This window comes from Streptomyces sp. NPDC050439 (assembly GCF_040655335.1).
In the GTDB taxonomy this organism is placed as follows: Bacteria; Actinomycetota; Actinomycetes; order Streptomycetales; family Streptomycetaceae; genus Streptomyces.
Window position 1 is genome coordinate 1,094,861 of sequence record NZ_JBFAJT010000001.1, and the last position, 21,965, is coordinate 1,116,825.

The 21,965-nt window shown below is 71.2% G+C and carries 18 protein-coding genes; 8 read left to right on the plus strand and 10 right to left on the minus strand.

The window, feature by feature from the left end:
- Positions 1–35 precede the first annotated feature (35 nt).
- The 6 genes from AB0I66_RS04875 to AB0I66_RS04900 form a co-directional block, all read right to left on the minus strand.
- Positions 36–2,273 carry a serine/threonine-protein kinase gene (locus tag AB0I66_RS04875; protein WP_363206251.1) on the minus strand — a complete coding sequence of 746 codons (2,238 nt, stop codon included), beginning with the start codon at positions 2,271–2,273 and terminating at the stop codon, positions 36–38.
- The gene (locus AB0I66_RS04880; RefSeq protein WP_363206252.1) at positions 2,255–3,208 is read right to left on the minus strand and encodes an oxygenase MpaB family protein; all 954 of its coding nucleotides are present in this window, start codon (positions 3,206–3,208) and stop codon (positions 2,255–2,257) included. The genes AB0I66_RS04875 and AB0I66_RS04880 overlap by 19 nt, the downstream gene beginning before the upstream one ends.
- A 39-nt stretch (positions 3,209–3,247) precedes the next feature.
- Positions 3,248–3,925, minus strand: coding sequence for a TetR/AcrR family transcriptional regulator (locus AB0I66_RS04885; protein ID WP_363206253.1), 678 nt, complete (start codon positions 3,923–3,925; stop codon positions 3,248–3,250).
- 37 nt (positions 3,926–3,962) lie between these two features.
- On the minus strand, positions 3,963–5,771 hold the full coding sequence (locus AB0I66_RS04890) for a TIM barrel protein (RefSeq protein ID WP_363206254.1): 1,809 nt from the start codon (positions 5,769–5,771) through the stop codon (positions 3,963–3,965).
- Between the two features lie 26 nt (positions 5,772–5,797).
- Positions 5,798–6,658, minus strand: a complete 861-nt coding sequence (locus AB0I66_RS04895) for a shikimate dehydrogenase (protein WP_363206255.1) — start codon at positions 6,656–6,658, stop codon at positions 5,798–5,800.
- Between the two features lie 64 nt (positions 6,659–6,722).
- Positions 6,723–8,096 (minus strand): MFS transporter, encoded by a 1,374-nt coding sequence (locus tag AB0I66_RS04900; protein ID WP_363206256.1) that lies wholly within the window; start codon positions 8,094–8,096, stop codon positions 6,723–6,725.
- A 260-nt stretch (positions 8,097–8,356) separates the two neighbouring features.
- On the opposite strand from AB0I66_RS04900, the gene AB0I66_RS04905 reads away from it, so the two are divergent.
- The 6 genes from AB0I66_RS04905 (at position 8,357) to AB0I66_RS04930 (ending at position 14,163) form a co-directional block, all read left to right on the plus strand.
- A complete protein-coding gene (locus AB0I66_RS04905) occupies positions 8,357–9,208 on the plus strand; it encodes an STAS domain-containing protein (protein ID WP_363206257.1) in 852 nt (283 codons plus the stop codon).
- Entirely contained in the window at positions 9,205–9,576 is a 372-nt protein-coding gene (locus AB0I66_RS04910; RefSeq protein ID WP_363206258.1) for an STAS domain-containing protein, read from the plus strand. Before AB0I66_RS04905 ends, AB0I66_RS04910 begins: the two co-directional genes overlap by 4 nt.
- Complete coding sequence (locus AB0I66_RS04915) at positions 9,573–9,995, plus strand: ATP-binding protein (RefSeq protein ID WP_363206259.1); 423 nt, start codon at positions 9,573–9,575, stop codon at positions 9,993–9,995. The genes AB0I66_RS04910 and AB0I66_RS04915 overlap by 4 nt, the downstream gene beginning before the upstream one ends.
- A gap of 29 nt (positions 9,996–10,024) precedes the next feature.
- Entirely contained in the window at positions 10,025–11,083 is a 1,059-nt protein-coding gene (locus AB0I66_RS04920) for an ATP-binding SpoIIE family protein phosphatase (RefSeq protein WP_363206260.1), read from the plus strand.
- Positions 11,084–11,152: 69 nt separating this feature from the next.
- Positions 11,153–12,559 (plus strand): HAMP domain-containing sensor histidine kinase, encoded by a 1,407-nt coding sequence (locus AB0I66_RS04925; protein ID WP_363206686.1) that lies wholly within the window; start codon positions 11,153–11,155, stop codon positions 12,557–12,559.
- Positions 12,556–14,163 carry a fused response regulator/phosphatase gene (locus AB0I66_RS04930; protein ID WP_363206261.1) on the plus strand — a complete coding sequence of 536 codons (1,608 nt, stop codon included), beginning with the start codon at positions 12,556–12,558 and terminating at the stop codon, positions 14,161–14,163. The genes AB0I66_RS04925 and AB0I66_RS04930 overlap by 4 nt, the downstream gene beginning before the upstream one ends.
- A gap of 35 nt (positions 14,164–14,198) precedes the next feature.
- Here the strand turns inward: AB0I66_RS04930 and AB0I66_RS04935 are convergent, their stop codons facing one another.
- Complete coding sequence (locus tag AB0I66_RS04935) at positions 14,199–14,576, minus strand: STAS domain-containing protein (RefSeq protein ID WP_363206262.1); 378 nt, start codon at positions 14,574–14,576, stop codon at positions 14,199–14,201.
- A 200-nt stretch (positions 14,577–14,776) separates the two neighbouring features.
- Here AB0I66_RS04935 and AB0I66_RS04940 point away from each other — a divergent pair, with 200 nt between their 5' ends.
- Positions 14,777–15,166: an ATP-binding protein gene (locus tag AB0I66_RS04940; protein WP_363206687.1), complete on the plus strand. Its 390-nt coding sequence runs from the start codon at positions 14,777–14,779 to the stop codon at positions 15,164–15,166.
- Positions 15,167–15,182: 16 nt separating this feature from the next.
- Here AB0I66_RS04940 and AB0I66_RS04945 read toward each other — a convergent pair whose 3' ends face one another.
- Together AB0I66_RS04945 and AB0I66_RS04950 are read right to left on the minus strand one after the other, a co-directional pair.
- The gene (locus tag AB0I66_RS04945) at positions 15,183–16,361 is read right to left on the minus strand and encodes an acyl-CoA dehydrogenase family protein (RefSeq protein ID WP_363206263.1); all 1,179 of its coding nucleotides are present in this window, start codon (positions 16,359–16,361) and stop codon (positions 15,183–15,185) included.
- A gap of 162 nt (positions 16,362–16,523) precedes the next feature.
- A complete protein-coding gene (locus tag AB0I66_RS04950; RefSeq protein WP_363206264.1) occupies positions 16,524–18,743 on the minus strand; it encodes an NADP-dependent isocitrate dehydrogenase in 2,220 nt (739 codons plus the stop codon).
- Positions 18,744–18,972: 229 nt separating this feature from the next.
- Between AB0I66_RS04950 and AB0I66_RS04955 the strand changes: the two genes are divergently transcribed.
- On the plus strand, positions 18,973–20,289 hold the full coding sequence (locus AB0I66_RS04955; protein WP_363206265.1) for a cytochrome P450: 1,317 nt from the start codon (positions 18,973–18,975) through the stop codon (positions 20,287–20,289).
- Here the strand turns inward: AB0I66_RS04955 and AB0I66_RS04960 are convergent.
- Entirely contained in the window at positions 20,279–21,877 is a 1,599-nt protein-coding gene (locus AB0I66_RS04960; RefSeq protein WP_363206266.1) for a phosphodiester glycosidase family protein, read from the minus strand. The two genes, AB0I66_RS04955 and AB0I66_RS04960, sit on opposite strands and share 11 nt — an antisense overlap.
- Between the last annotated feature and the right edge of the window lie 88 nt (positions 21,878–21,965).

The window sequence follows — 21,965 nt, forward strand, 5'->3', positions numbered from 1 at the left end:
GACCGACGACGTCCGGCACAACGCGCCCCCGCGCGTCAGTGCCCTCCCGTAGCCCGCCGCTGGCGCAGCGCCGCCACCCGGCGGTACAGCTCGACCGCCTCCGTGCCGCGGCCCAGCTGCTCCAGGCAGTGCGCCTCGTCGTTGCGGCTGGCCAGGGCGTCGGGGTGGTCGGCGCCGAGGACCTGCTCGCGGGCGGCGGCGACCCGGCGGTACTCGGTCAGGGCGTCGGCCCAGCGGCCGAGCCAGCCGAGGCCCACGGCCACCTCGCGGCGGCTGACCAGGGTGTCCGGGTGGTCGCCGCCGAGGACACGTTCGCGGATCGCGCAGACGTCACGGGCCTCGGCGAGCGCTTCCTCCCAGCGGCCCTGACGGCCGAGGTTGACGCCGAGGCCGTGCCGGGCGCGCAGGGTCTCGGGGTCGGAGGGGCCGTTCACCCGGGTGCGGTCGTCGATCAGGTCGCGGTACAGCTCCAGGGCCTCGCCGCTGCGGCCGAGCCTGCCGAGGCTGATGCCCACCTCGTAACGGGCGGCAAGGGTGTCGGGGTGATCGGCGCCCAGCGCCCGCACCCGCGCGTCGGCGACCTCGCGGTACGTCTGGAGAGCCTCGGGCCAGCGCCCCAACTGGCCTAGCGCGTAGGCGACTTCGTACCGCGTGACGAGGGTGTCGGGGTGCGTGGCCCCGAGGACACGCGCCCGGGCCGTCGCCACGTCACGGGCCAGCTTGTAGGAGTCCTCCAGGCGGCCGAGCCTGCTGAGGTTGTACGCCAGGTTGTGCCGGCAGCGCAGGGTGTCGGGATGATCGGCGCCCGCGGTCCGCTCCCGGACGGCGAGGACCGACGTATACACCTGGTGGGCCTCGAAGTGCCGCCCCAACTGCCCCATGACATACGCCATTTCCTGCCGCGCGGCCAGCGTGTCCGGGTGCTCGGGGCCCAGCGTGCGCTCCCTGCCCTGGGCGACGCGGCCGTACTCCCGCAGGGCGTCGGCGGCCCGGCCGGTGCGGCTGAGCGTGAAGCCCACCTCGTACCGGCTGGCGAGCGTGTCCGGGTGGTCGGGGCCCAGCGCGTGCTCCCGCTCGGCGGCCACCGCGCGATGCACCTCACCCGCCTCCGCCCAGCGGCCGAGGCGCCCGAGGCTCAGGCCCGCGTTGTGCCGGCTGACGAGCGTGGCGACCACCTCGGGGGACGGTGTGGGCCGTTCGGGCCGATGCGGGGCGGCGGCCCGGCGCGCGTCGGCGCGCGGAATCCACTCTCCGGTCAGGCCCGCCGCCGCGTCGGGCGGCGTCGTCCGCAGTTCGGAGGCGCCGTTCGCCTTGTGCCCGGTGGTCATGCCGCGGGTCCACGAGGGCAGCCGGGGCTCGCGCGAGGGCGGCTGCTCCGGGCGGCGCACGGGCGGGGTGACGACGGTCGGGACGTACGAGGGGACCGTGCGGCCGGTGACGATGCGGCGTCCCAGTTCGCGTGCGTCGCTGGGGCGCTCGTCCGGTTCCTTGGCGAGCAGGTCGAGGACGATCTTCTCGAAGTACTCGGGGAGCTCGTCCCGGTGCCTGCGCGGCGGTTCGGGCGGCGTGTCGCGGTGGCCGACGAGCACCGCCCAGGCGTCCTCCAGGTCGAAGGGCGGCGCCCCGGTGGCGATCTCGTAGAGCACGCACCCGAAGGAGTAGAGGTCGCTCCGCTGGTCGACCTGGGCGCCGCTGATCTGCTCGGGCGACATGTAGTGGGGCGTGCCCATCGCGATGCCCGTGCCCGTCAGACGCGAGGTGAAGCCGATGTCGTGGCCGAGCCTGGCGATCCCGAAGTCGCAGATCTTCACCGTGCCGTCCGTGAGCCGCATGATGTTCGCGGGCTTCAGGTCGCGGTGCACGATGCCCTGCTCATGGGTGTACGCGAGCGCGGCGGAGACCTGGTCGGCGATCTCCACGACGTCCGCGACGGGCAGCGGATGCTGTTTGTTGTCCTCCAGGAGCTGACTGAGGTTGCGTCCTTCGAGCAGCTCCATGACCAGATACAGGACGCCGTCGTGCTCCCCGAAGTCATGGACGACGGTGACGCCGCGATGCTGGAGCGCCGCCGCGACCCGCGCCTCGCGCCGGAAGCGCTCACGCAGCACGCGCGTGAAGGACTGGTCGTGCTGGGGCCCCATCGGCTTGAGGCACTTCACGGCGACCCTGCGCCCGAGCGACTCGTCGCGGGCACGCCACACCTCGCCCATGCCGCCGCGCCCGATCAGGTCCAGTAGCCGGTACCGGCCCTGGATCAGCCTGGTGTCCGCCATCTCCGTCCGTCGCCCCCGTTGCCTCGCCTCGCCCTCCCCGGCTCGTCCAGTATGGCTGTCCGACTGTCGAGTTTGTACGGGGCAGGCCGGGCGCCGGGCCCGAGCCTGGCCATGGCCCGCAGAATGTGCTTCGGGGGAAGTTGCCAGCGCAGACGTGCGGGAACGGTGCGCAGGATGGTTCCGGTGGTGCCGAGCCGACGGGTCACGGTGGCGGGCGGCGGGGCCGTCCTGCCGTACAGCTCGTGGGCGTATGGCGGCAACGAGGCGTACGCCAGGTTCGCCACGCGCCGCCACAGGAGGGCGCGCGCCGGGATCAACAGGGGGTGCGTGGGCGGCCGTTGGAGGAAGTCGTCGACGTCGCGCGCCTCTGGTCCGGCGGCCAGCTCGGGCCGCACGCGCGCGAAGTACGCGGCGAGCTCGGCGGTCGACGCAGGAACGTCGTCGGGATCGAGGCCGACGAGCCGGGCGCTCTCCCGTTGTTCGGCGACATAACGGTCGGCGAGTTCGCCGGTGAGGCGGAATCCCGACCGGCGCGCGACGTGCAGATAGGAGTCGATCTCGGCGCAGTGCACCCACAGCAGCAGCTCGGGCTCGTCGACGCCGTACCGCTCCCCCGTGTCGGGATCGGTGGCTTTTATCATCGTGTGGATCTTCCGCACGCGCGCCCCCGCGTGCTCGGCGACCTCGGTGGTGCCGTACGAGATGGTCCCCACGAAGTTGGCGGTCCGCATGAGGCGGCCCCAGGCGTCCTTGCGGAAGTCGGAGTTCTGCATGACGCCGCGGACCGCGCGGGGGTGCAGCGCCTGCAGATACAGGGCGCGGATCCCGGCGACCCACATCATCGGGTCGCCGTGCATCTGCCAGGTCACGGACGAGGGCCCGAAGAGCCCGGGGTCCGGTGCCCCCGGGTGTCCCGATGAGGATGCCTCGCGCATACAACCACCTCCTGGCCGCAGGCTACGCCTCCGGGGGTCTCAACTCCCCTGTGCGCTCGGCCGGTCCGAGGTCAGGTAGGAGATGACCATGTCCCCCAGCATCGTCCGGTAGTGCGCACGGCGCGAGGCCTCGGTGAGGTCGCGGCCGAAGAGCGTGCGGAAGGTGTGCCGGTTGGAGACGCGGAAGAAGCAGAACGAGCTGATCATCGCGTGCAGGTCCACGGCGTCCACCTCGGCGGTGAACACGCCCTGCTCGCGCCCGGCTTCGAGGATCGAGGCGATGACGTCGATCGCCGGGGAGCTGAGGGAGCCGAGACTGGGCGAGGCGCCGATGTGCTTGGCCTCGTGGATGTTCTCGATGCTGACGAGGCGGATGAAGTCCGGATGTGCCTCGTGGTGGTCGAAGGTGAGCTCGGCCAGGCGGCGGATCGCGGACACCGGGTCCAGGTGTCCGACGTCGAGCTGCTGCTCCTCGTGCCGGATGACCTTGTACGCCCGCTCAAGGACCGCGGTGAACAGCTGGTCCTTGCTGCCGAAGTAGTAGTAGATCATCCGCTTCGTGGTCCGCATGCGGGCGGCGATCTCGTCCACCCTGGCCCCCGCGTAGCCCATGCGGGCGAACTCCTCGGTCGCCACGTCCAGGATCTCCCCCTGTGTACGGGCCGCGTCCCGGGTGCGTTTGACGGGCGGGGGCGACGGGGGGACGGCGGCGGCCATGCGGCTCCTCAGGGCGGACTCATCGGCGCCGGTCAGTCTAATGCTGGTGCAGATACTGGGCCGCGAGCCGTACGCCCGCGTTCTGCGCCCCGTAGCCCCGGTAGCCGTCCGTGCGCTGCACCAACTCGAAGAAGACGCGCCCGACCGTGGCGGTGTAGCAGTGCAGGAACTCCCCGTTCTCGTCTCGGTCGTAGAGGATGCCCAGCTCCGCGAGGGTGGCCAGGTGCCCTGGCTCCAGTTCGTGACGGGCGGCGAGGTCGTCGTAGTAGTTGGCGGGGATCGGGAGCAGGCTCGCGCCGGCCTCGCGGACGCGCCGGGCGGCGCGGACGATGTCGTCGGTGGCCAGGGCGATGTGCTGCAGTCGGGCGCCCTCGGCGTCTGGCGCCGGCGCGACGTTGAGTACGATGCGGACACCTCCGTCGGGGGACGCGACGGCCCGGCTGCGCACGAGGCCGTAGGGGTCGGCCAGATCGAGGCTGTCGTCCGCCTCCAGGCCCAGCACTCCCCGGTGGAACAGCGATGCCTCGTCGAACTGGTGCCAGGGCTGGGTGAGGGCGATGTGGTCGATGCGGCGGACGGCCCCGGCCTGCTCGCCGGCCTCCTCCCCCGGCAGCGCGCGCGACGCGACGCCGGTGAAGTCACCGGTCCAGCTGGGGTGGTCGGGCTGCTCCGTGCGGCAGAGGAAGAACTCCGTGCCGTCGGGTGCGGCGACCGCGTCGAGCGGGGCGTCCTGCGGCGCCCTGCGCCTCGGCACGACGGGGGCGAGCACCTCCTCGGCACGCCGTGCGGCCCGGTCCGGGTCGGGGGTCTCCACGCCGACGGCGGTCAGCGCGGGGTCCTGACGGCGGCCGCTGACACCGGTGTTGAGCAGGATGCGGGCCTCGCCCTGTTCCCACAGTTCGACCGGTTTCCAGTGGTGCCGTGCGGTGTGGGCGAAGCCGAGCGCCCCGAGGACTCCGCGCAGCGGTTCGGTGTCGGCCGCGGTCAGCTCGGCGAAGGCGAAGCCGGAGGGGACGGCCGCGGCGGGGAGCGCGGACAGACCTGCCCGCTCCTCCAGGAGGAGCAGCGAGCGCAGCGCGTCGACGGCGGTGGAGGCCGCCCCCGCCTGCCGGAAGACGTCGTTGAACACCTCCAGGGACAGGGGCCCTTGGTATCCGGCCCGCACGGCGGCGGACACCAGGGCGGCGACGTCGAAGCCGCCCTGGCCGGGGAAGCAGCGGTAGTGCCTGCTCCACTGGAGGACGTCCATCGCCATCAGGGGCGCGTCCGCGAGCTGCAGGAAGAAGATCTTCTCGCCGGGGATGTCCGCGATGCCCTTGGGGTCGGAGCCGCGGGAGAGGATGTGGAAGCTGTCGAGGCAGGTGCCGAGAGCCGGGTGATCCGCCTGCTCGACGATCCGCCAGGCGTGGTCGTACGTGCTGACGTGCCGTCCCCAGGCCAGGGCCTCGTAGGCGATGCGGATGCCGTGGGCCGCCGCCCGGTCGGCGAGCAGCCGCAGTTGCTCGGCGGCGAGCGCGTCGTCGTCGACGGACTCGGGGGCGACGCTGGAGCAGACGAGGAGCAGGTCGGCGCCAAGGCGCTCCATCACCTCGAACTTGCGCTCCGCGCGCCGCAGGTTGCGGGCGAGCACGTCGGCCGGGACGGCCTCGAAGTCGCGGAACGGCTGGTAGAGGTCGATGCCCAGGCCGAGGTCCGCGCAGCGCAGCCGTACGTCCTCGGGGCTGAGCGGGGCGCCGAGCAGGTCGTTCTCGAAGATCTCCACGCCGTCGAATCCGGCGGTGGCGATGGCGGTGAGCTTCTCGGAGAGCGGGCCGCTGAGCGAGACGGTGGCGATCGATTTGCGCATGGATGTCTCCTGTCAGGCCGGGAAGATCAGGCCGGGAAGGCGGCCAGATCGCCGAGGTCGGCGAGCATCGGTCCGGTGTGCGGTTCGAGCCCGGTGAAGAGCCGGAAGGCGTCGGCGGCCTGGAACACGGCCATCCCGCCGCCGTCGAGGGTGCGGCAGCCGATCGCGCGGGCCTCGCGCAACAGCTCGGTCTCCAGCGGCCGGTAGACGACTTCGGCCACCCACAGGCCGGGCCTGAGCAGGGCGGCAGGCAGAGGCAGGCCGGGGTGCGCGACCATGCCGGTCGGGGTGGCGTGCACGAGCCCGTCCGCGGCGGCGAGGCGCTCGGCCGTCGCCGTGCTGGGCGCGGACGCCGCGCGGCCGGGGCCGAAGCGTGAGGTCAGCGCGGCGGCGAGGCCGGCGGAGCGGGCCGGGTCGGTGTCGATGAGGGTGATGCGGTCGACGCCGAGGTTCAGCAGGGCGTGCGCCACCGCGGCGCCCGCGCCACCCGCGCCGAGCTGTACGACGTCACCGGTCGGCGCGTCGGCGAGGCCCCGGGCGAAGGACTGGGCGAAGCCGGTGGCATCGGTGTTGTGCCCGATGGCGCGGCCGTCCTTGAAGACAACGGTGTTGACGGCGCCGAGCTCGGCGGCGTCGGGGGCGAGCTCGTCCAGGTGCTCGATGACCAGCTGCTTGCAGGGGTGGGTGATGTTCAGGCCGTCGAAGCCGAGGAGCCGGGCGGCGCGCACCAGCTCCCCGACGGCCTCGGGTGCGACGCCCAGCACGTCGATGTCGAGGGTGCGGTACACGAGGCGGACACCGTGCCGGTCCGCCTCGCGTTCGTGCAGGGCCGGGCTCAGGGAGGGGCCGATGCCGGAGCCGATCAGGCCGGTGAGGTACGAGGTCATCGATGCTTCCTGTAAGTCGTCTTGGCACGGTCGTTCACGAGGGCGCGGTCGAGGCGCGGCCGGTTCAGAGGGCGGCGGCCTCGGGCGTCGCCGTCGGCGCCTTCGCTTCCCCGGCACGTGCCCCCAGTTCGGCGGTGGGCACGCGGTGCGTCTCGCGCCCGGTGGCCACGGCGATCGCGCAGATCGCACAGAAGGCGGCGGTGAAGACCGCGACGCCGACCCAGCCGTCTCCGTCGGGGCCGTCGATCTGGGCCGCGAAGGTGACCGCGAAGCCTGCGATGGCGAAGCCGATCTGGGTGCCGATGGCCATGCCGGAGAGACGGACCCTGGCGGGGAACATCTCGCCGTAGAACGAGGGCCAGATGCCGTTGGCCGCGCTGTAGACGACACCGAAGAGGAGGACGCCGGTCACGAAGACCAGGGGGTAGTCGCCGGTGGAGATCGCCCACAGGTAGACGAAGATCATCACTCCGCTGCCGATCGCCCCGACGAGGAAGACGGGCTTGCGGCCGATCCGGTCGGAGAGCCTGGCCCAGAGCGGGATGGCGAGCAGGGCCACGGCGTTGGCGCTGCCCGCGACCCAGAGCATGCCCGTCTTGTCCAGGCCGACCGTGTCGGTCGTGGCGAAGGAGAGGGCCCAGACGGAGAAGATCGTGCTGACCGTCGCGATCAGCGCGGCGGCGACCACCCGCAGCACGTCGGCCCAGTGGTTCCTGAGCAGATCCGCCAGCGGCATCTTGGCCACCTCCTGGTCGGCGGAGACCTGCTGGAAGACGGGGGTCTCGTCGAGGGTGCGGCGGATGACGTATCCGGCGACGGCGACCAGGGCGCTCAGCAGGAACGGGATGCGCCAGCCCCAGCTGTAGAGCTGCTCGTCCGGCAGTGCGGCGACGGGCAGGAACACCAGGGTCGCCAGGAGCTGACCGGCCTGGGTGCCGTTGAGCGTGAAGCTCGTGTAGTAGCCGCGCCGGTCCTCCGGCGCGTGCTCCAGCGTCATCGCGTTGGCGCTGGCCTGCTCGCCGGCCGCGGACAGGCCCTGGAACACCCGCATCAGGACGAGGAGCACCGGGGCGATGGTGCCGACCTGGGCGTACGTGGGCAGACAGCCGATGAGGAAAGTGGAGAGCCCCATCAGGATCAGTGTCCACACCATGATCTTCCGGCGGCCGAGCCGGTCGCCGAAGTGGCCGAGCACGAGGGCCCCGAGCGGGCGGGCCGCGTACGCGACGCCGAAGGTGGCCAGCGAGATCAGGGTGGCGGTGGCCGGGTCGTCCGGGTCGAAGAAGACCTTGGGGAAGACGAGGGCGGCGGCACTGCCGTAGATGAAGAAGTCGTAGTACTCCAGCGCGCTGCCGATCCAGGCGGCGAAGGCGGCCTTGCGTGGCCTGCCCTGGGGCGGCGCGGCCGGTGGCGGATCGGCCTGCGGGTGAGCGGACACGTGAACTCCTCGGGGAGAGCGGCCCGGCCACGAACGGGGAGGCAGGCCGCGAGGGGACGTAGTTAACGCACTAGATAGTTAATTAACTTGGGTGAGATGCTCGCCCGCCCCTCGGGCCGTGTCAATACATCGGGCACCCACAGTCGGTCGGCACACCTGACCCCGGATCGGTGAGCTTCCCCGGATCGGCTCACCCGCCATATCCCCGTGCCGTACGCTGCGGCGCTAGGCCGAGAAGGACAAAAATGGGGAGCAGTCACGTGGCTGAACAGGGCAGTGCGGTCGAGCTGGTGGGGTTGCTGTCGGCCAAGGACCGGGACCTGGCCGGCGAGTGGGTCCAGCAGGTCTCGGGCACGCTGAAAGGCCGTGTGAGCGTCGCCGAACTGAGCCGAGAACTGGGCGAGTTGCACGAAGCGCTGACGCAGGCACTCGGCCAGGGCGCGAGCGACGTACACGGCGAACAGATGTCAGAGGTGCGCGCCCTCCTGATGGAGCTGTCGAGGAACAGGGCACGGCAGGGTTTCTCGCCCACGGAGACGGCGGTGAGCGTCTTCGCGCTGAAGCAGGTCCTGGAACCCGTGCTCCAGGACGGCACGGTCGAGGAGATCCGCGCCTACGGCCGTCTCAGCCGCGTACTGGACGGCCTCGGCCTGTTCACGATCGAGACGTACACCCGGACCCGCGAGGAGCTCATCTCCGCACAGGCCGAGCAACTCATGGAGCTTTCCACGCCCGTGGTGCGGCTGTGGGACGGCGTCATCGCCGTGCCCCTGGTGGGCACGCTGGACTCCGCACGCACCCAGGTCGTCATGGAGAAACTGCTCCAGGCGCTGGTGGACACCGGTTCCGAGCAGGCCATCATCGACATCACCGGCGTACCCGCGGTGGACACACAAGTGGCGCAGCATCTGCTGAAGACGATCGTCGCGGCCCGCCTCATGGGTGCCGAATGCACCATCTCTGGCATCCGACCGCAGATCGCGCAGACGATCGTGGCGCTGGGCATCGAGTTCGACGGCATCGTCACCAAGGCGAGCCTCGCGGACGCGCTCAAGCTGGCCCTGAAGAAGTCGGGCGTCGAGATGGTCGCCCGCAAGGCCGGTCAGCTGTGACCGAGCGGGTGCCGATCCTGCGGATCGGCGAAGTCCTTGTGGTCTCCATCCAGTTCGACCTGGAGGACCAGACCGTCCTGCAGTTGCAGGAGGACCTGGCCGAGCAGATCGTGAACCGCTCCGCTCGGGGCGTCATCATCGACATCACGGCGCTGGAGATCGTCGACTCCTTCGTCGGGCGCATGCTGGCGACGATCGCGGACATCTCCCGCATGCTCGACGCACGGACCGTGGTGGTCGGGATGCGGCCCGCGGTCGCCATCACGCTCGTGGAACTCGGGCTTTCACTCGGCGGGGTGAGCACGGCACTCGACCTCGAGAAAGGCCTGGCGCGGCTTCGGCGCTCCTCCTCCGCGGACGAGGCGTGACAGCGCCCTGGCTGCCTGACGAGGCGCCGCAGGTCCACCCCATCGCCCACAACAGGGACGTGGTGGGCATCAGACAGACCATCCGAGGCCTGGCACAGCAGTGCCGCCTCTCGCTCGTCGACCAGACGAAGATGATCACGGCGGCGAGCGAGCTGGCGCGCAACACCCTCGTGTACGGGGGCGGCGGGTCGGTCACGGCGGGGATCGTCACGAAGGACGGCCGCCAGGGAATCGCGGCGCTCTTCAAGGACGAGGGTCCCGGCATCGCGGACGTGGCACAGGCGATGACGGACGGCTGGACCTCCGGCACCGGTCTGGGCCTGGGGCTCAGTGGTGCCCGGCGACTCGTCGACGAGTTCGAACTCGTGACGGAGGTCGGCGTGGGCACCACGGTCACCATCATCAAGTGGGCCCGGTGAGGGCCCGGATCATACTGGCCAGCCGTGACATGAGCTGGTTCCGGGACGGTCCGTCCCTGTCGGCCTCGGCACGCGGGTCGGCGTCCGCCCTGGCCCGCCGGATCGGTCTCGACACGCATCGCGCCGCGGAGGTCGCCCTGGCCGTCACCGAGGCCGCCACCAACATCCAGCGCCACGCCACGGACGGAGCGCTCCTGCTCAGGACGCTGCACACGGACGAAGAAGCCGCGGTGGAGTTCGTCACCGTCGACTCGGGGCCCGGCATGGTCGACGTGTCCGCCGCGCTGGCCGACGGAGCCTCCAGCGCCGGCACACTCGGCATCGGGCTCGGCGCCGTGGCCAGGCTGGCCGACCACTTCGACATTCACTCCGTGCCCGGCAAGGGAACGGTGATGGCGGCACAGTTCTGGTCGCGGCGGGCGGACGACCACGGCGTGACGGCGGCGATGTCGGCCGGGCGGCCGTGCGTCTCCGGTGTCACCCGGCCCATCAGCGGCGAGATGACCTGCGGTGACGCCTGGAGCGCCCGGCTCGACACCGGCCCCACCGGCACCACCGGCACCGATGCCGGCGCAACACCCCATCAGCCAGCCGTTCTCGTCATGATGTGCGACGGCCTGGGGCACGGCCCGCTGGCGGCCCGCGCCAGTACGGCGGCCGTGAACGCGTTCCACGACACGTCCGCCACCGAACCGGAAGACATCATGAACGCGATCCACCACGCCCTTCGGGGAACCCGGGGCGGCGCGGCGGCGGTCGCCAGGATCGAACCGGCCCACGGACGGGTCCGGTACTGCGGCATCGGCAACATCAGCGGCTTCCTCATCAGCCACGAAACCCGCAGGACATTGCTGTCGGTGCCAGGGATCGTCGGCGCGAACATGCGTCGTCTGCGGACGTTCGAGGAGCAGCTGCCCGAAGGCGGGGCCCTGGCCATGCACTCCGACGGGCTCACCGAGCGGTGGGATCACACGGCGCTCCCCGGGCTTCTTCACCATTCGCCGCTCGTCGTCGCCGGGCAGCTGTTGCGTGAAGCCGGCGTGCGCCGCGACGATGCCAGCGTGGTGGTGGCAAAGGGGGCCTGGTGACCAGCGAAAGGCGGGACGGACGTGCCTGCTGACTCTCCCGGGCACATCCCCGGTCGACGCGCCGGCGGCGTGAGCCACGGACCGCACACGGCGGCCTCCCTCGTCCTCGCCTCCGCGCAGGACGTGTTCCGGCTCAGACGCGGCGCCCAGCGGGCTGCCGCGGCCCTCGGCCTCGAGCAGCAGGACCAGGTCCGACTGGCCACCGCCCTCAGCGAGTTGGGCCGGGACCATCTCGGCCGCGGTGTCGGCAACGTCGCCTTCCGTTCCGAGTCCGGCGAGCAGCCCGTGCTCGTCGTGACGTTCGAGTGGGGCTCCGGCCGGAAACCGACACCGGAAACCCTGCAACTGGTCTCCCGGCTCGTCGTGAGCGAGTTCGCACCCCATGAGACGGGCGGCCGCGTCACCGTCCGACAGCCGCTGCCGGTGAACCACCTCACGGCCGCCGAGATGGACGAGCGGCTGACCCAGGCCCTGGGCCAGGCCGGTCCGACCACGGAGACCGACTTCCTCAGGACCCAGACCCGCGATCTGATCACGACGCTGGAGGAGACACGAGCCCAGCGCGAGGAACTGCGCCGGCTCAACGAGGAACTGCGCCGCCTCAACACGGAGTTGGAGGAGACCAACCAGGGGGTGCTCGCCCTCTACACGGAGCTCACCAAGGAACTCGAGACCACCAACATCGGTGTCCTCGCCCTGCATTCGGAACTGGACGAGAAGTCCCGGCAGCTCCGAGAGGCCAGCGAGGCCAAGACGCGGTTCTGGACCAACATCAGCCACGAACTGCGCGCACCGATCAACGCCGTCGTCGCCCTGGTCCGCCTGCTGCTCGACCCTGGTTCGGAGCCGTTGTCGGCGGAGCAACGACGGCAGATCACGTTGATCGAGGCGTCGGGGCAGACGGTCCTGTCCCTCGTCAGCGATCTCCTCGACGTGGCCAAGGCCGAATCAGGGCTGCTCGACGTCCAGCACGCGCCGGTCGACCTGCGTCTGCTCGTGACCCAGCTGAGCGCCACGTTCGAAGGCACCTACGGAAGCAGGGGCGTCTCTGTCGTCACCCCGGACCTGAAGGGTCTGCCCACGGTGGTCACGGACGAGAAACTCCTCACCCACGTCCTGCGCAACCTGATGTCCAACGCCTGCAAGTTCACCGACGAGGGTGAAGTACGGCTGGACGTCGGCGTGAACGAAGACCGGCCGCCGTCGCTGCGCGTCACGATCACCGACACGGGAGTCGGTATCCCGGCGGAAGAACTCAGCCGCGTCTTCGAGGAGTTCTACCAGGTCCGCGGCCCCCACCAGAGCGGGCATGCGGGCACCGGGCTCGGACTGCCGTACGCCCGCACGCTCACCGAGCTCATCGGCGGCACACTCAGGCTCACCAGCACGCTCGGGGTCGGCACACGGGTGGACGTGCTCGTCCCGGTTCGCACACCCGACAAACGCGGCGAGGAAGCCGGCGGAGGCGCACAGTGATCGACAGCTCTCGGGACGCCGACGGCGCCAGCATCCTGGTCGTCGAGGACAGCGAGACCAACCTGTACCTCCTCACCAGCTGGCTGGAGCGTGCGGGACATGAGGTGATCGGCGCGAAGAACGCGGCCGAGGGCCTCAGACATCTCGCCGCGCCGGACAGACCCTTGCCGGAGATCGCCATCGTGGACGTGCGCCTGCCGGACATGAGCGGGTTCGAGCTGAGCGAGAAGATCAAGAGCAACGCCGGCACGGCCGCCCTGCCCGTCATCCACATCTCCGCGTCTGCCGTCAGCGCGGAGGACCACGCCGAAGGGCTTCGGCGAGGCGCGGACACCTACCTCAACCAGCCCCTCGACCCGGATGAGTTGCTCGCCACGGTCACGGCCACGCTGCGCTACGCCAGGGCACGGCGCCGGGCGGAGCAACTCGCCGAGCGGCTCCTCACCCTCAACGATGCGACCATGTCCGTCTACAGCGCGATCGGCTTCCACTCCTTCGCCTCGGCGGCCACCGGGGGCACCGCCCGACTGCTGTCGTCCCCGGCCAGCGCGGTCTTCCTCTCGCCCGAGGGGCAAGCGGTCCACAGCACGAGCGAGGGCCCGGCGGCGACGATCCGGACGCATGCGGCACGGCCGGACGTGCTCGACCGGCTGCTCCAGCAGAGCCTGGGCGACGGGACCGGTGCGACGATCGCCCAGGTCCCACGGGGTCAGTGGCAGGCATTGCTGCACGCGGACCATTTGGAGGGCGGGCAGATCGCCATGGCGGTGGCACGGACCAAGCGCGGGCGCCCTCCTGTCTGCCTCGCCGTCCCCGCCGACGCGCTCACCGGAACGGATGACGAGCATCTGCTCCAACAGCTGGCCCACGCCTGCGCGCTGTCGCTGGAAGCGCTGCGCACCTACAACGAGGAACACACGCTCGCCCTGGCGCTGCAACGCTCCTTCCTGCCGAGCGACCTTCCCACGGTCGACGGCATCGACCTGGCCTTCCGCTATCTGCCCGCCTCCGAGAACGCGGAGATCGGCGGGGACTTCTACGAGGCGATCCCCACCGCCGGGGGCCTGTTGCTGGCGATAGGCGACGTGCTCGGCCACTCGCTGAGGGCGGCCACCGTGATGGGCGAGTTGCGTCACGCGCTGCGCGCCTACGCCATCGAAGGGCACCCGCCCCAGCAGATCCTCGGCCGTCTCGAAACACTGCTGGCCCACTCGCAGCCGACCGTGACGGCCACCCTCTGTCTGGCCCTCGTCGAACCAGGGGGCCGGCGTCTGCAGGTCGCCAACGCCGGCCACATCCCGCCGCTCGTGGTCGGCCCGGACGGCCACGCCCGGTTCCACACTCCCCACGGACCGATCCTCGGACTGCGTGCGCCCCATCCGGCCCCGACGGCCTTGGCCACCCCGCCGGGCACCCGGCTGCTGCTCGTCACCGACGGACTGGTCGAGGTGCGCAACATCTCCCTGAGCGTCACGCTCACCGCCTTCATGGAGGCGGTCACGGCCGGCCCGCCCGGACTGCAGGACCTCAGCGACCATCTCCTGGACAGATTCGGGAGAGGGAAGGACGACGACATCGCGTTGCTCGCCGCGGATCTGCGCTGATCAGGCAGGACAGGGCCGATGAGGCGATGGCGCGGTCACTTGTCGAGGGCTTCGCCGAGGGTGGGGAGGATGTCGATGCAGGTGTCGATGCCGACGATCTCCAGGGTCCGGGTCACGGACTCCGCGGGGCCGGCGAGACGCAGCCAGCCGCCGGCCCCGGTGAGGTCCCGGTGGGCGGCGATGAAGACGTTGATGGCGCTGGAGTCGATGAAGGTGACGCGTCGCAGGTCCACCACCACGCGCGGACGGGGCGCCGCGACGGCCGCGAGCGCCCGGCGTATGTCAGCACTGGTGTCCAGATCGATCTCACCGGCGACCGTCAGGACCGTGACGTCGCCGAGAGGCGTGGCGAGGACCGAGAACTGCTCGGTCCGCCGGGCTCGTTCGCTGCCAGCCATTCGTTCCTCAGCCATGCTGACGATGCTTGCACATTTGGAGCCTCGTGTGTCGGGCCGACGGTAACGTACACCCGGAGGACGTGCCGGCACGATCGGGAACGGATCCATGGGGCGAATGATCTGCGAGCCACGCCGTGTGTGACGACGGCAAGCCGCCGGACGAACCGGCCGCGGAGACTGCGGAGTTCACGAAGGCCACGACGTTCGCCTTCGAGCTGGACGGGACCGTCTCGTGCATCGCCCGGGCACGGCAGCTGGCCGCCGGGTTCCTCGCCCGGATGCGCGCCGACCACGGTTTCCCCGTCTCGCGGCGCGCGACGGACCTGACGCAGTTGGTCATCAGCGAGTTGGTGACCAACGCCCTCAAGTACGCCCCCGGGCCCGTCCTGGTGAACCTGCGGATCACCGGCGAGGCGATCGAAGTGGTGGTGCGCGACTCCCTGCCGGTCCTGCCGCAGGCCCGCCCCGCCGACGCGGGCCGGGTGGGCCAGCACGGACTGGAGATCGTGCTGGCCGTGGCCCAGGCCTTCGAGACGCGACAGGAGGAGTCGGGCAAGAGCATCACCGTCACCATCGCACTGCTCGACGACCTGAGCAGCACCTGATCCCCGGGGCACGGCGTCAGCGGCGCACCCGTGGCATCCCCAGGCCGATCCAGGAGATGATCTCGCGCTGGATCTCGTTGTTGCCGCCGCCGAAGGTGAAGATGACGGCGCTGCGGTAGCCGCGTTCGAGCTCGCCGTGGAGCACGGCGCCCGCGGAGCCCTCCTTGAGCGATCCCGCCGAGCCGACCACTTCCATGAGCCAGGCGTACGCGTCCCTGCGCGCCTCGGAGCCGTACACCTTCACGGCGGAGGCGTCCTGGGGGGTGAGGGTGCCCTCCTGGACGGCGTTCACCATCTGCCAGTTGAGGAGCTTCATCGCGTCCAGCTTGGTGTGCGTCCTGGCCAGGCGCTGACGGACCCAGCCCAGGTCGATCACGCGGCGGCCGTCGGCGAGCTTGGTGTCGGCCGCCCAGCGCTGCACGTTGTGGAAGGCGCGGATGGCCATGGTGCCGTGCGCGGCGAGCGTGACGCGTTCGTGGTTGAGCTGGTTGGTGATGAGCCGCCAACCCTTGTTCTCCTCGCCCACGCGGCGCGAGACGGGGACGCGGATGTTCTCGTAGTAGCTCGCCGTGGTGTCGTGCGAGGCGAGGGTGTTGATGAGGGTGCAGGAGTAGCCGGGGTCGCTCGTCGGCACGAGGAGCATGGTGATGCCCTTGTGGGGCGGGGCGTCCGGGTCGGTGCGGACGGCGAGCCAGACCCAGTCGGCGGTGTCGCCGTTGGTGGTCCAGATCTTCCGCCCGTCGACGACATACTCATCGCCCTCGCGGACCGCCTTGGTCTTCAGGGCGGCCAGGTCGGTGCCCGCGTCCGGCTCGCTGTAGCCGATCGCGAAGTCGAGCTCACCGGAGAGGATCTTCGGCAGGAAGTACGCCTTCTGCTCCTCCGTGCCGAACTGCATCAGGGTCGGCCCGACGGTGTTCAACGCCATCAACGGCAGCGGCACACCTGCCTGCGCGGCCTCGTCGAAGAAGATGAACTGCTCCATCGGCGAGAGCCCACGGCCGCCGTACTCCTCGGGCCACCCGACACCGAGCCACCCGTCCCCGCCGAGCCGCCGGATGGTCTCCCGGTAGAACCGCTTCTGCGTGGCGGGATCGGCGTAGCGCGCGTACGCGTTGTCGGGCACCAGCTCGGCGAAGTACGACCGCAGCTCGGTACGCAACTGCCGCTGCTCAGGCGTGTATTCGAGGTGCACGACCCCTCCTGCTTCCGCTGGCTCCCGACGCTCGGGCTTGACGGCGGACACAGTAGAACGCGTTGCAGAAATAGGGAATGGCAGCGACACGGAGTACCGGACATGGCTCCGCCCCGGCAGCGATGGTGCTGCCGGGGCGGGACTCTGTCAGGCACTGTGTGCTCAGCCGAGCAGAGCCAGCGCCTTGTTCAGGGTGGCCGACGGGCGCATCACCGATGCGGCCTTCGTCTCGTCGGGCTGGTAGTAGCCGCCGATGTCCGCGGGCGAGCCCTGGACGCCGTTCAGCTCGTCGACGATGGTCTGCTCCTGCTCCACCAGCGTCTTGGCCAGCGGGGCGAACGACTCCGCGAGCTGCGCGTCCGCGGTCTGCTTGGCCAGCTCCTGGGCCCAGTACATGGCCAGGTAGAAGTGGCTGCCGCGGTTGTCGATGCCGCCGAGGCGACGGGTCGGCGACTTGTCCTTCTCCAGGAACGTCGCCGTCGCGCGGTCGAGGGTGTCGGCCAGGACCTGGGCGCTGGCGTTGTCCGTGGTCTGCGCGAGGTGCTCGAAGCTGGAGGCCAGGGCGAGGAACTCGCCCAGGCTGTCCCAGCGCAGGTAGTTCTCGCGGACCAGCTGCTGGACGTGCTTGGGGGCGGAGCCGCCCGCGCCCGTCTCGAAGAGGCCGCCGCCGTTCATGAGCGGAACGATGGAGAGCATCTTGGCGCTGGTGCCGAGCTCCAGGATCGGGAACAGGTCCGTGAGGTAGTCACGGAGCACGTTGCCGGTCACCGAGATGGTGTCCTCGCCGCGACGGATGCGCTCCAGGGAGAACGCGGTCGCGTCCACCGGCGACATGATCTCGATCTGCAGACCGTCGGTGTCGTGCTCGGGCAGGTACGCCTTGACCTTCTCGATGAGCTGCGCGTCGTGCGCGCGGGTCTCGTCGAGCCAGAACACGGCCGGCGAGCCGGTCGCGCGGGCGCGGTTGACGGCCAGCTTGACCCAGTCGCGGATCGGGGCGTCCTTGGCCTGGCACATCCGGAAGATGTCACCGGTGGAGACGGCCTGCTCCAGGACGACGTCGCCGGCCTTGTTCAGCACGCGCACCGTGCCGGACGCGGCGAGCTCGAAGGTCTTGTCGTGGCTGCCGTACTCCTCGGCCTTCTGCGCCATGAGGCCGACGTTGGGCACCGAGCCCATCGTCGCCGGGTCGAAGGCGCCGTGGGCGCGGCAGTCGTCGATGACGACCTGGTACACGCCGGCGTAGCTGGAGTCGGGCAGCACCGCGAGGGTGTCGTGCTCGCCGTCGTCCGGGCCCCACATGTGGCCGGAGGTGCGGATCATCGCGGGCATCGAGGCGTCGACGATGACGTCGGAGGGCACGTGCAGGTTCGTGATGCCCTTGGAGGAGTCGACCATCGCGAGCTCCGGGCCCTCGGCGAGCTCGGCCTCGAAGGACGCCTTGATCTGCTCGCCCTCGGGAAGCGCGGCAAGGCCGTTGAGGATGCCGCCCAGACCGTCGTTCGGGCTCAGGCCCGCGCCGGCCAGCGCCTCGCCGTACGCGGCGAACGTCTTCGGGAAGAAGGCGCGCACGACGTGGCCGAAGATGATCGGGTCGGAGACCTTCATCATCGTGGCCTTGAGGTGCACGGAGAACAGCACGCCGTCGGCCTTGGCCTTGGCGATCTGCGCGGTGAGGAACTCGCGCAGCGGACCCACGCGCATGACGGAGGTGTCGACGACCTCGCCCGCGAGGACCGGTACGGACTCGCGCAGCACGGTGGTGCTGCCGTCCTCGCCGGTGAACTCGATGCGCAGCGTGTCGGCCTCGGCGACGGTCACCGACTTCTCGGTGGAGCGGAAGTCGTCGACGCCCATGGTGGCGACGTTCGTCTTCGAGTCGGCCGTCCAGGCGCCCATGCGGTGCGGGTGCGCCTTGGCGTAGTTCTTCACCGAGGCGGGGGCGCGGCGGTCGGAGTTGCCCTCGCGCAGGACCGGGTTGACGGCGCTGCCCTTGACCTTGTCGTACCGGGCGCGGATGTCCTTCTCCGCGTCGGTCTTCGGGTCCTCCGGGTAGTTCGGCAGCGCGTAGCCCTGCGACTGCAGCTCGGCGACGGCCGCCTTCAGCTGCGGGGTCGAGGCCGAGATGTTCGGCAGCTTGATGATGTTCGCGCCGGGCGTCTTGGCCAGCTCGCCCAGCTCGGCGAGGGCGTCTTCGATGCGCTGGCTCTCCTCGAGGAACTCGGGGAAGAGAGCGATGATGCGCCCCGCCAGGGAGATGTCACGGCTCTCCACGGCGACCCCGGCCGTCGAGGCGTAGGCCCTGACCACCGGCAAGAACGAATAGGTCGCGAGGGCCGGGGCCTCGTCGGTCTGGGTGTAGATGATGGTCGAGTCAGTCACCGGGTGCTCCGCTCCACGTCTGCAACATTGCTCGACATCAAGATATCTCGTGATCGCCCGCTTCCACGAAGCGGCCCCGCATTGCGGGCGTCACAGGACGTAGCCCCCGTCACGCTCCGTGGCAACCGCCTCCACGGATGGTTGCTGTCCGGTTCCCACAAGGTCCGGTCCGCTGTTCCTGGCGGTCACCGGGCCTTCGCGGCCGAGCCCGCGCGGCGAGGATGAGCGGATGATCGCTCAACTGGACCCCGCCGACCCCGCCTTCGCACGCGACCCGTTTCCCTACTACGCCCGCCTGCGCGACCAGGGGCCCGCCGCGCGGGTCCCGCTCGCCAACGGGACGTACGCCTGGCTCGTCACCGGGTACGAGCGGACGCGGGCCGTCCTCGCCGACCCCCGCTTCTCGAACGTGCCCCCTCGGGACGCCGGACGACCGAAGGAGGACTCGCCCGCGCAGCACGCCCGCGCCTGCCTGGCCCGGCACATGCTCAACTCCGACGCCCCCGACCACACCCGGCTGCGCCGCCTGACCACCGCTGCGTTCGCCCCGCGCCGCGTGGACGCGCTGCGGCCCCGGATCGAGGAGCTGACCACCGGGCTCCTGCGGGGGATGGAACGGCAGATGCGGCGGGAGGGCGGCGTGGACCTCGTGGACGCCTTCGCCTTTCCGCTGCCCGTCCTCGTGATCGGCGAGGTGCTCGGGGTGCCGGAGGCCGACCGCGCGGATCTGCGGGACTGGACCTACCGGGTCGGCTCGCCCGCCGACGCGCTGGAGCCGGGGGCGGTGGACGAGGCGTGGACCGGTCTGTACGGCTATTTCACCGAGCTCATCGCCCGGAAGCGGCGGACGCCCGGCCCGGACCTGTTCAGCACGCTGACCCAGGACGCAGGCTCCGGGTCCGGGTCCGGGTCCGGGTCCGGGTCCGGGTCCGGCTCCGGCTCCGGCCAGGACGGCAGCCTGGACGACGGGGAGCTGCTCGCCATGGCGTTCCTCCTCCTCTTCGCGGGTTACGAGACCACGATGAACCTGCTGGCATCGGCGTCGCTGCTGCTGCTCACCCACCCCGAGGAGCTGGCGGCAGCCCGCCGCGATCCCGCGCGCTGGCCCGCCGTCGTCGAGGAGACGCTCCGCCACGCCAGCCCGCTGGAGGGCACGACCTGGCGGCACACGACCGAGGAGGTGGACCTCGGCGAGGGCGTGGTCATACCCGCGGGCGCCTCCGTCCTCGCCGTACTCGCCGCAGCCAACCGCGACCCACGCCATTTCCCCGACCCGGACGCCTTCCGCCCCGGCCGCCACCTTCCGGACGAGACGCCGACGCCGACGCCGACGCCCGAAGGCACCCGTACCGCGCCGCACGCCGCCTTCGGCCACGGGCCCCACTTCTGCGTCGGCTCACGACTCGCCCGCCTGGAGGCGACGATCGCACTCCCCCGGCTCCTGGCGGCCTTCCCCACGCTCCACCTGACGGCCGATCCGGTACAACTTCCCTACCGGCCGGGCCTTTTGGTCCGCGGTCCCCGCCGCCTCCCCGTCAGCGTGTGAGCAACAGCGCGTCGCCCACCGGGCGTTCGGTGCCGTCCGAGGGCGAGTTGATCGTCTTGCCGTTCACCGTCATCGTGACGGAGCCGCCGCCGTCCAGGGCCATGGCGTGCACCGCGCCCAGTGATTTCATCAGGTCCGCCGCCTCGCCCAGGCCGAGGCCGTCGCTCAGACCGGGCTGCCTGCCGTCCGCGCCCACCAGGAGCAGGCGTCCCTGCCGGTCGACGCCCAGGAGCATGCGCGGGTTGCGCTTGATTCCCCAGGTGTAGGCGAAGGAAGGGTCACCGGCGCGCACGATGCCGTCGGCGCCGTAGTTGACCGCGACCTTGCCGCCGCGCACCAGCTCGGGGCCACCGTTGACGATGTCGTCCTGCGGGCCCAGCCTCAGCTTCCGGCCCCGTTCGTCGAGAATCCGCTGGTCCACGTCCAGCGTGGCGCCCGGCTTCGCGTGCGTACGCAGCCAGGTGGCGCCCGTACCGATGCCGGCGAGGACGCTGCCGCCATCCGGCACCGCGCCCCCGCGCGCACGCACCTCCCGTACGTGCCCGCTCGCGTCGAGCACCGCCTCCACCCCCTCGCCCGCCGGGGTGTCAGCGCCGAGCTCGTCGGTGAACCTCACGATCTCGTCGGGGTCGGTGCAGGTCACGTCGTGCTGCGGGCGTTCGGTCGGGGAATCGCCGCCGACACCGCCGCAGTTGCGGATCAGACCCGGCACGCGGTTGATGCCGTCCACGACCGCGGAGGCCGACCCCGCGCGGACCCGGAGGTCCGTCCTGAGCTTCTTGAACTCGGGGCGCAGGCCGTCGCCGCGCAGCACCGCGGCGATCCGGCCGCCGGTCGCCGCGCTCTGCAACTCGCCTTCGTACGCGGCGATTCCGGCCGCCGCGCCCGGCACGCCGTCCTTGCCCTCCATAACGAAGAAGCCCGCGTTGACACCGAGCAGGGCGTCGTCGCCCGCGGCCATGGAGCTCACCGTCTCGCGGCCCGCGACACCCGTGCCGTACGTGCCCTTCATCGCGCCGCCGTGGCGCTTCGGATCGACGACGGCCACCTTGACACGGGCCACTCCGGTGCCGGGCAGACCGTCGGCGCCGGTCCACTCGCTCACCGCGTCGAACCCTGCGTCGGCCAGGGCTTTGCGCGCGGAGTCGGCCTCGGCTCGCGTGCCGTACTCCCCCACCCGCACCCGCGCCCCGACCACCCCGTGCCGGTCGGAGCCCCGCGGCCACGTGACCGCCTCGGCACGCGCGCCGAACCCGGCCCCGCGCACCTTCTCCGCGAGCGCCCGCGCGTCCCGCTCGGCGGCAAGATGCGCGCCGTTCGCACGCACGGTCACCGTCCAGTGGTCGGCGCCGGGACGCCCCGAGATGGTCCCCTGGTACAGATCGACGCCGGAGGCGAGACGCTCGTGCGGCCAGTCGGCGATCGGCGCGGGGACGGGGGCAGTTGGGGCGACGGCAGGCGGAGACGCTGCCGCCGCGCTGGTCCCGTAGCGGTCGACGACGACGCCGGGGGCGAGGAGTCCCGCGGCGGCGACGGCGACCACCGACGCCTTCGCGGCAGCTCTGAAGGGGCGGCGGGCAAGGGCCACGGGGACTCCCGGATCGCGTAGGTACACCTGCGGGCACATGGGCGCACCTGCCGGCACATGGGCGAACCTGCGGGCGCAGGCACGGAGC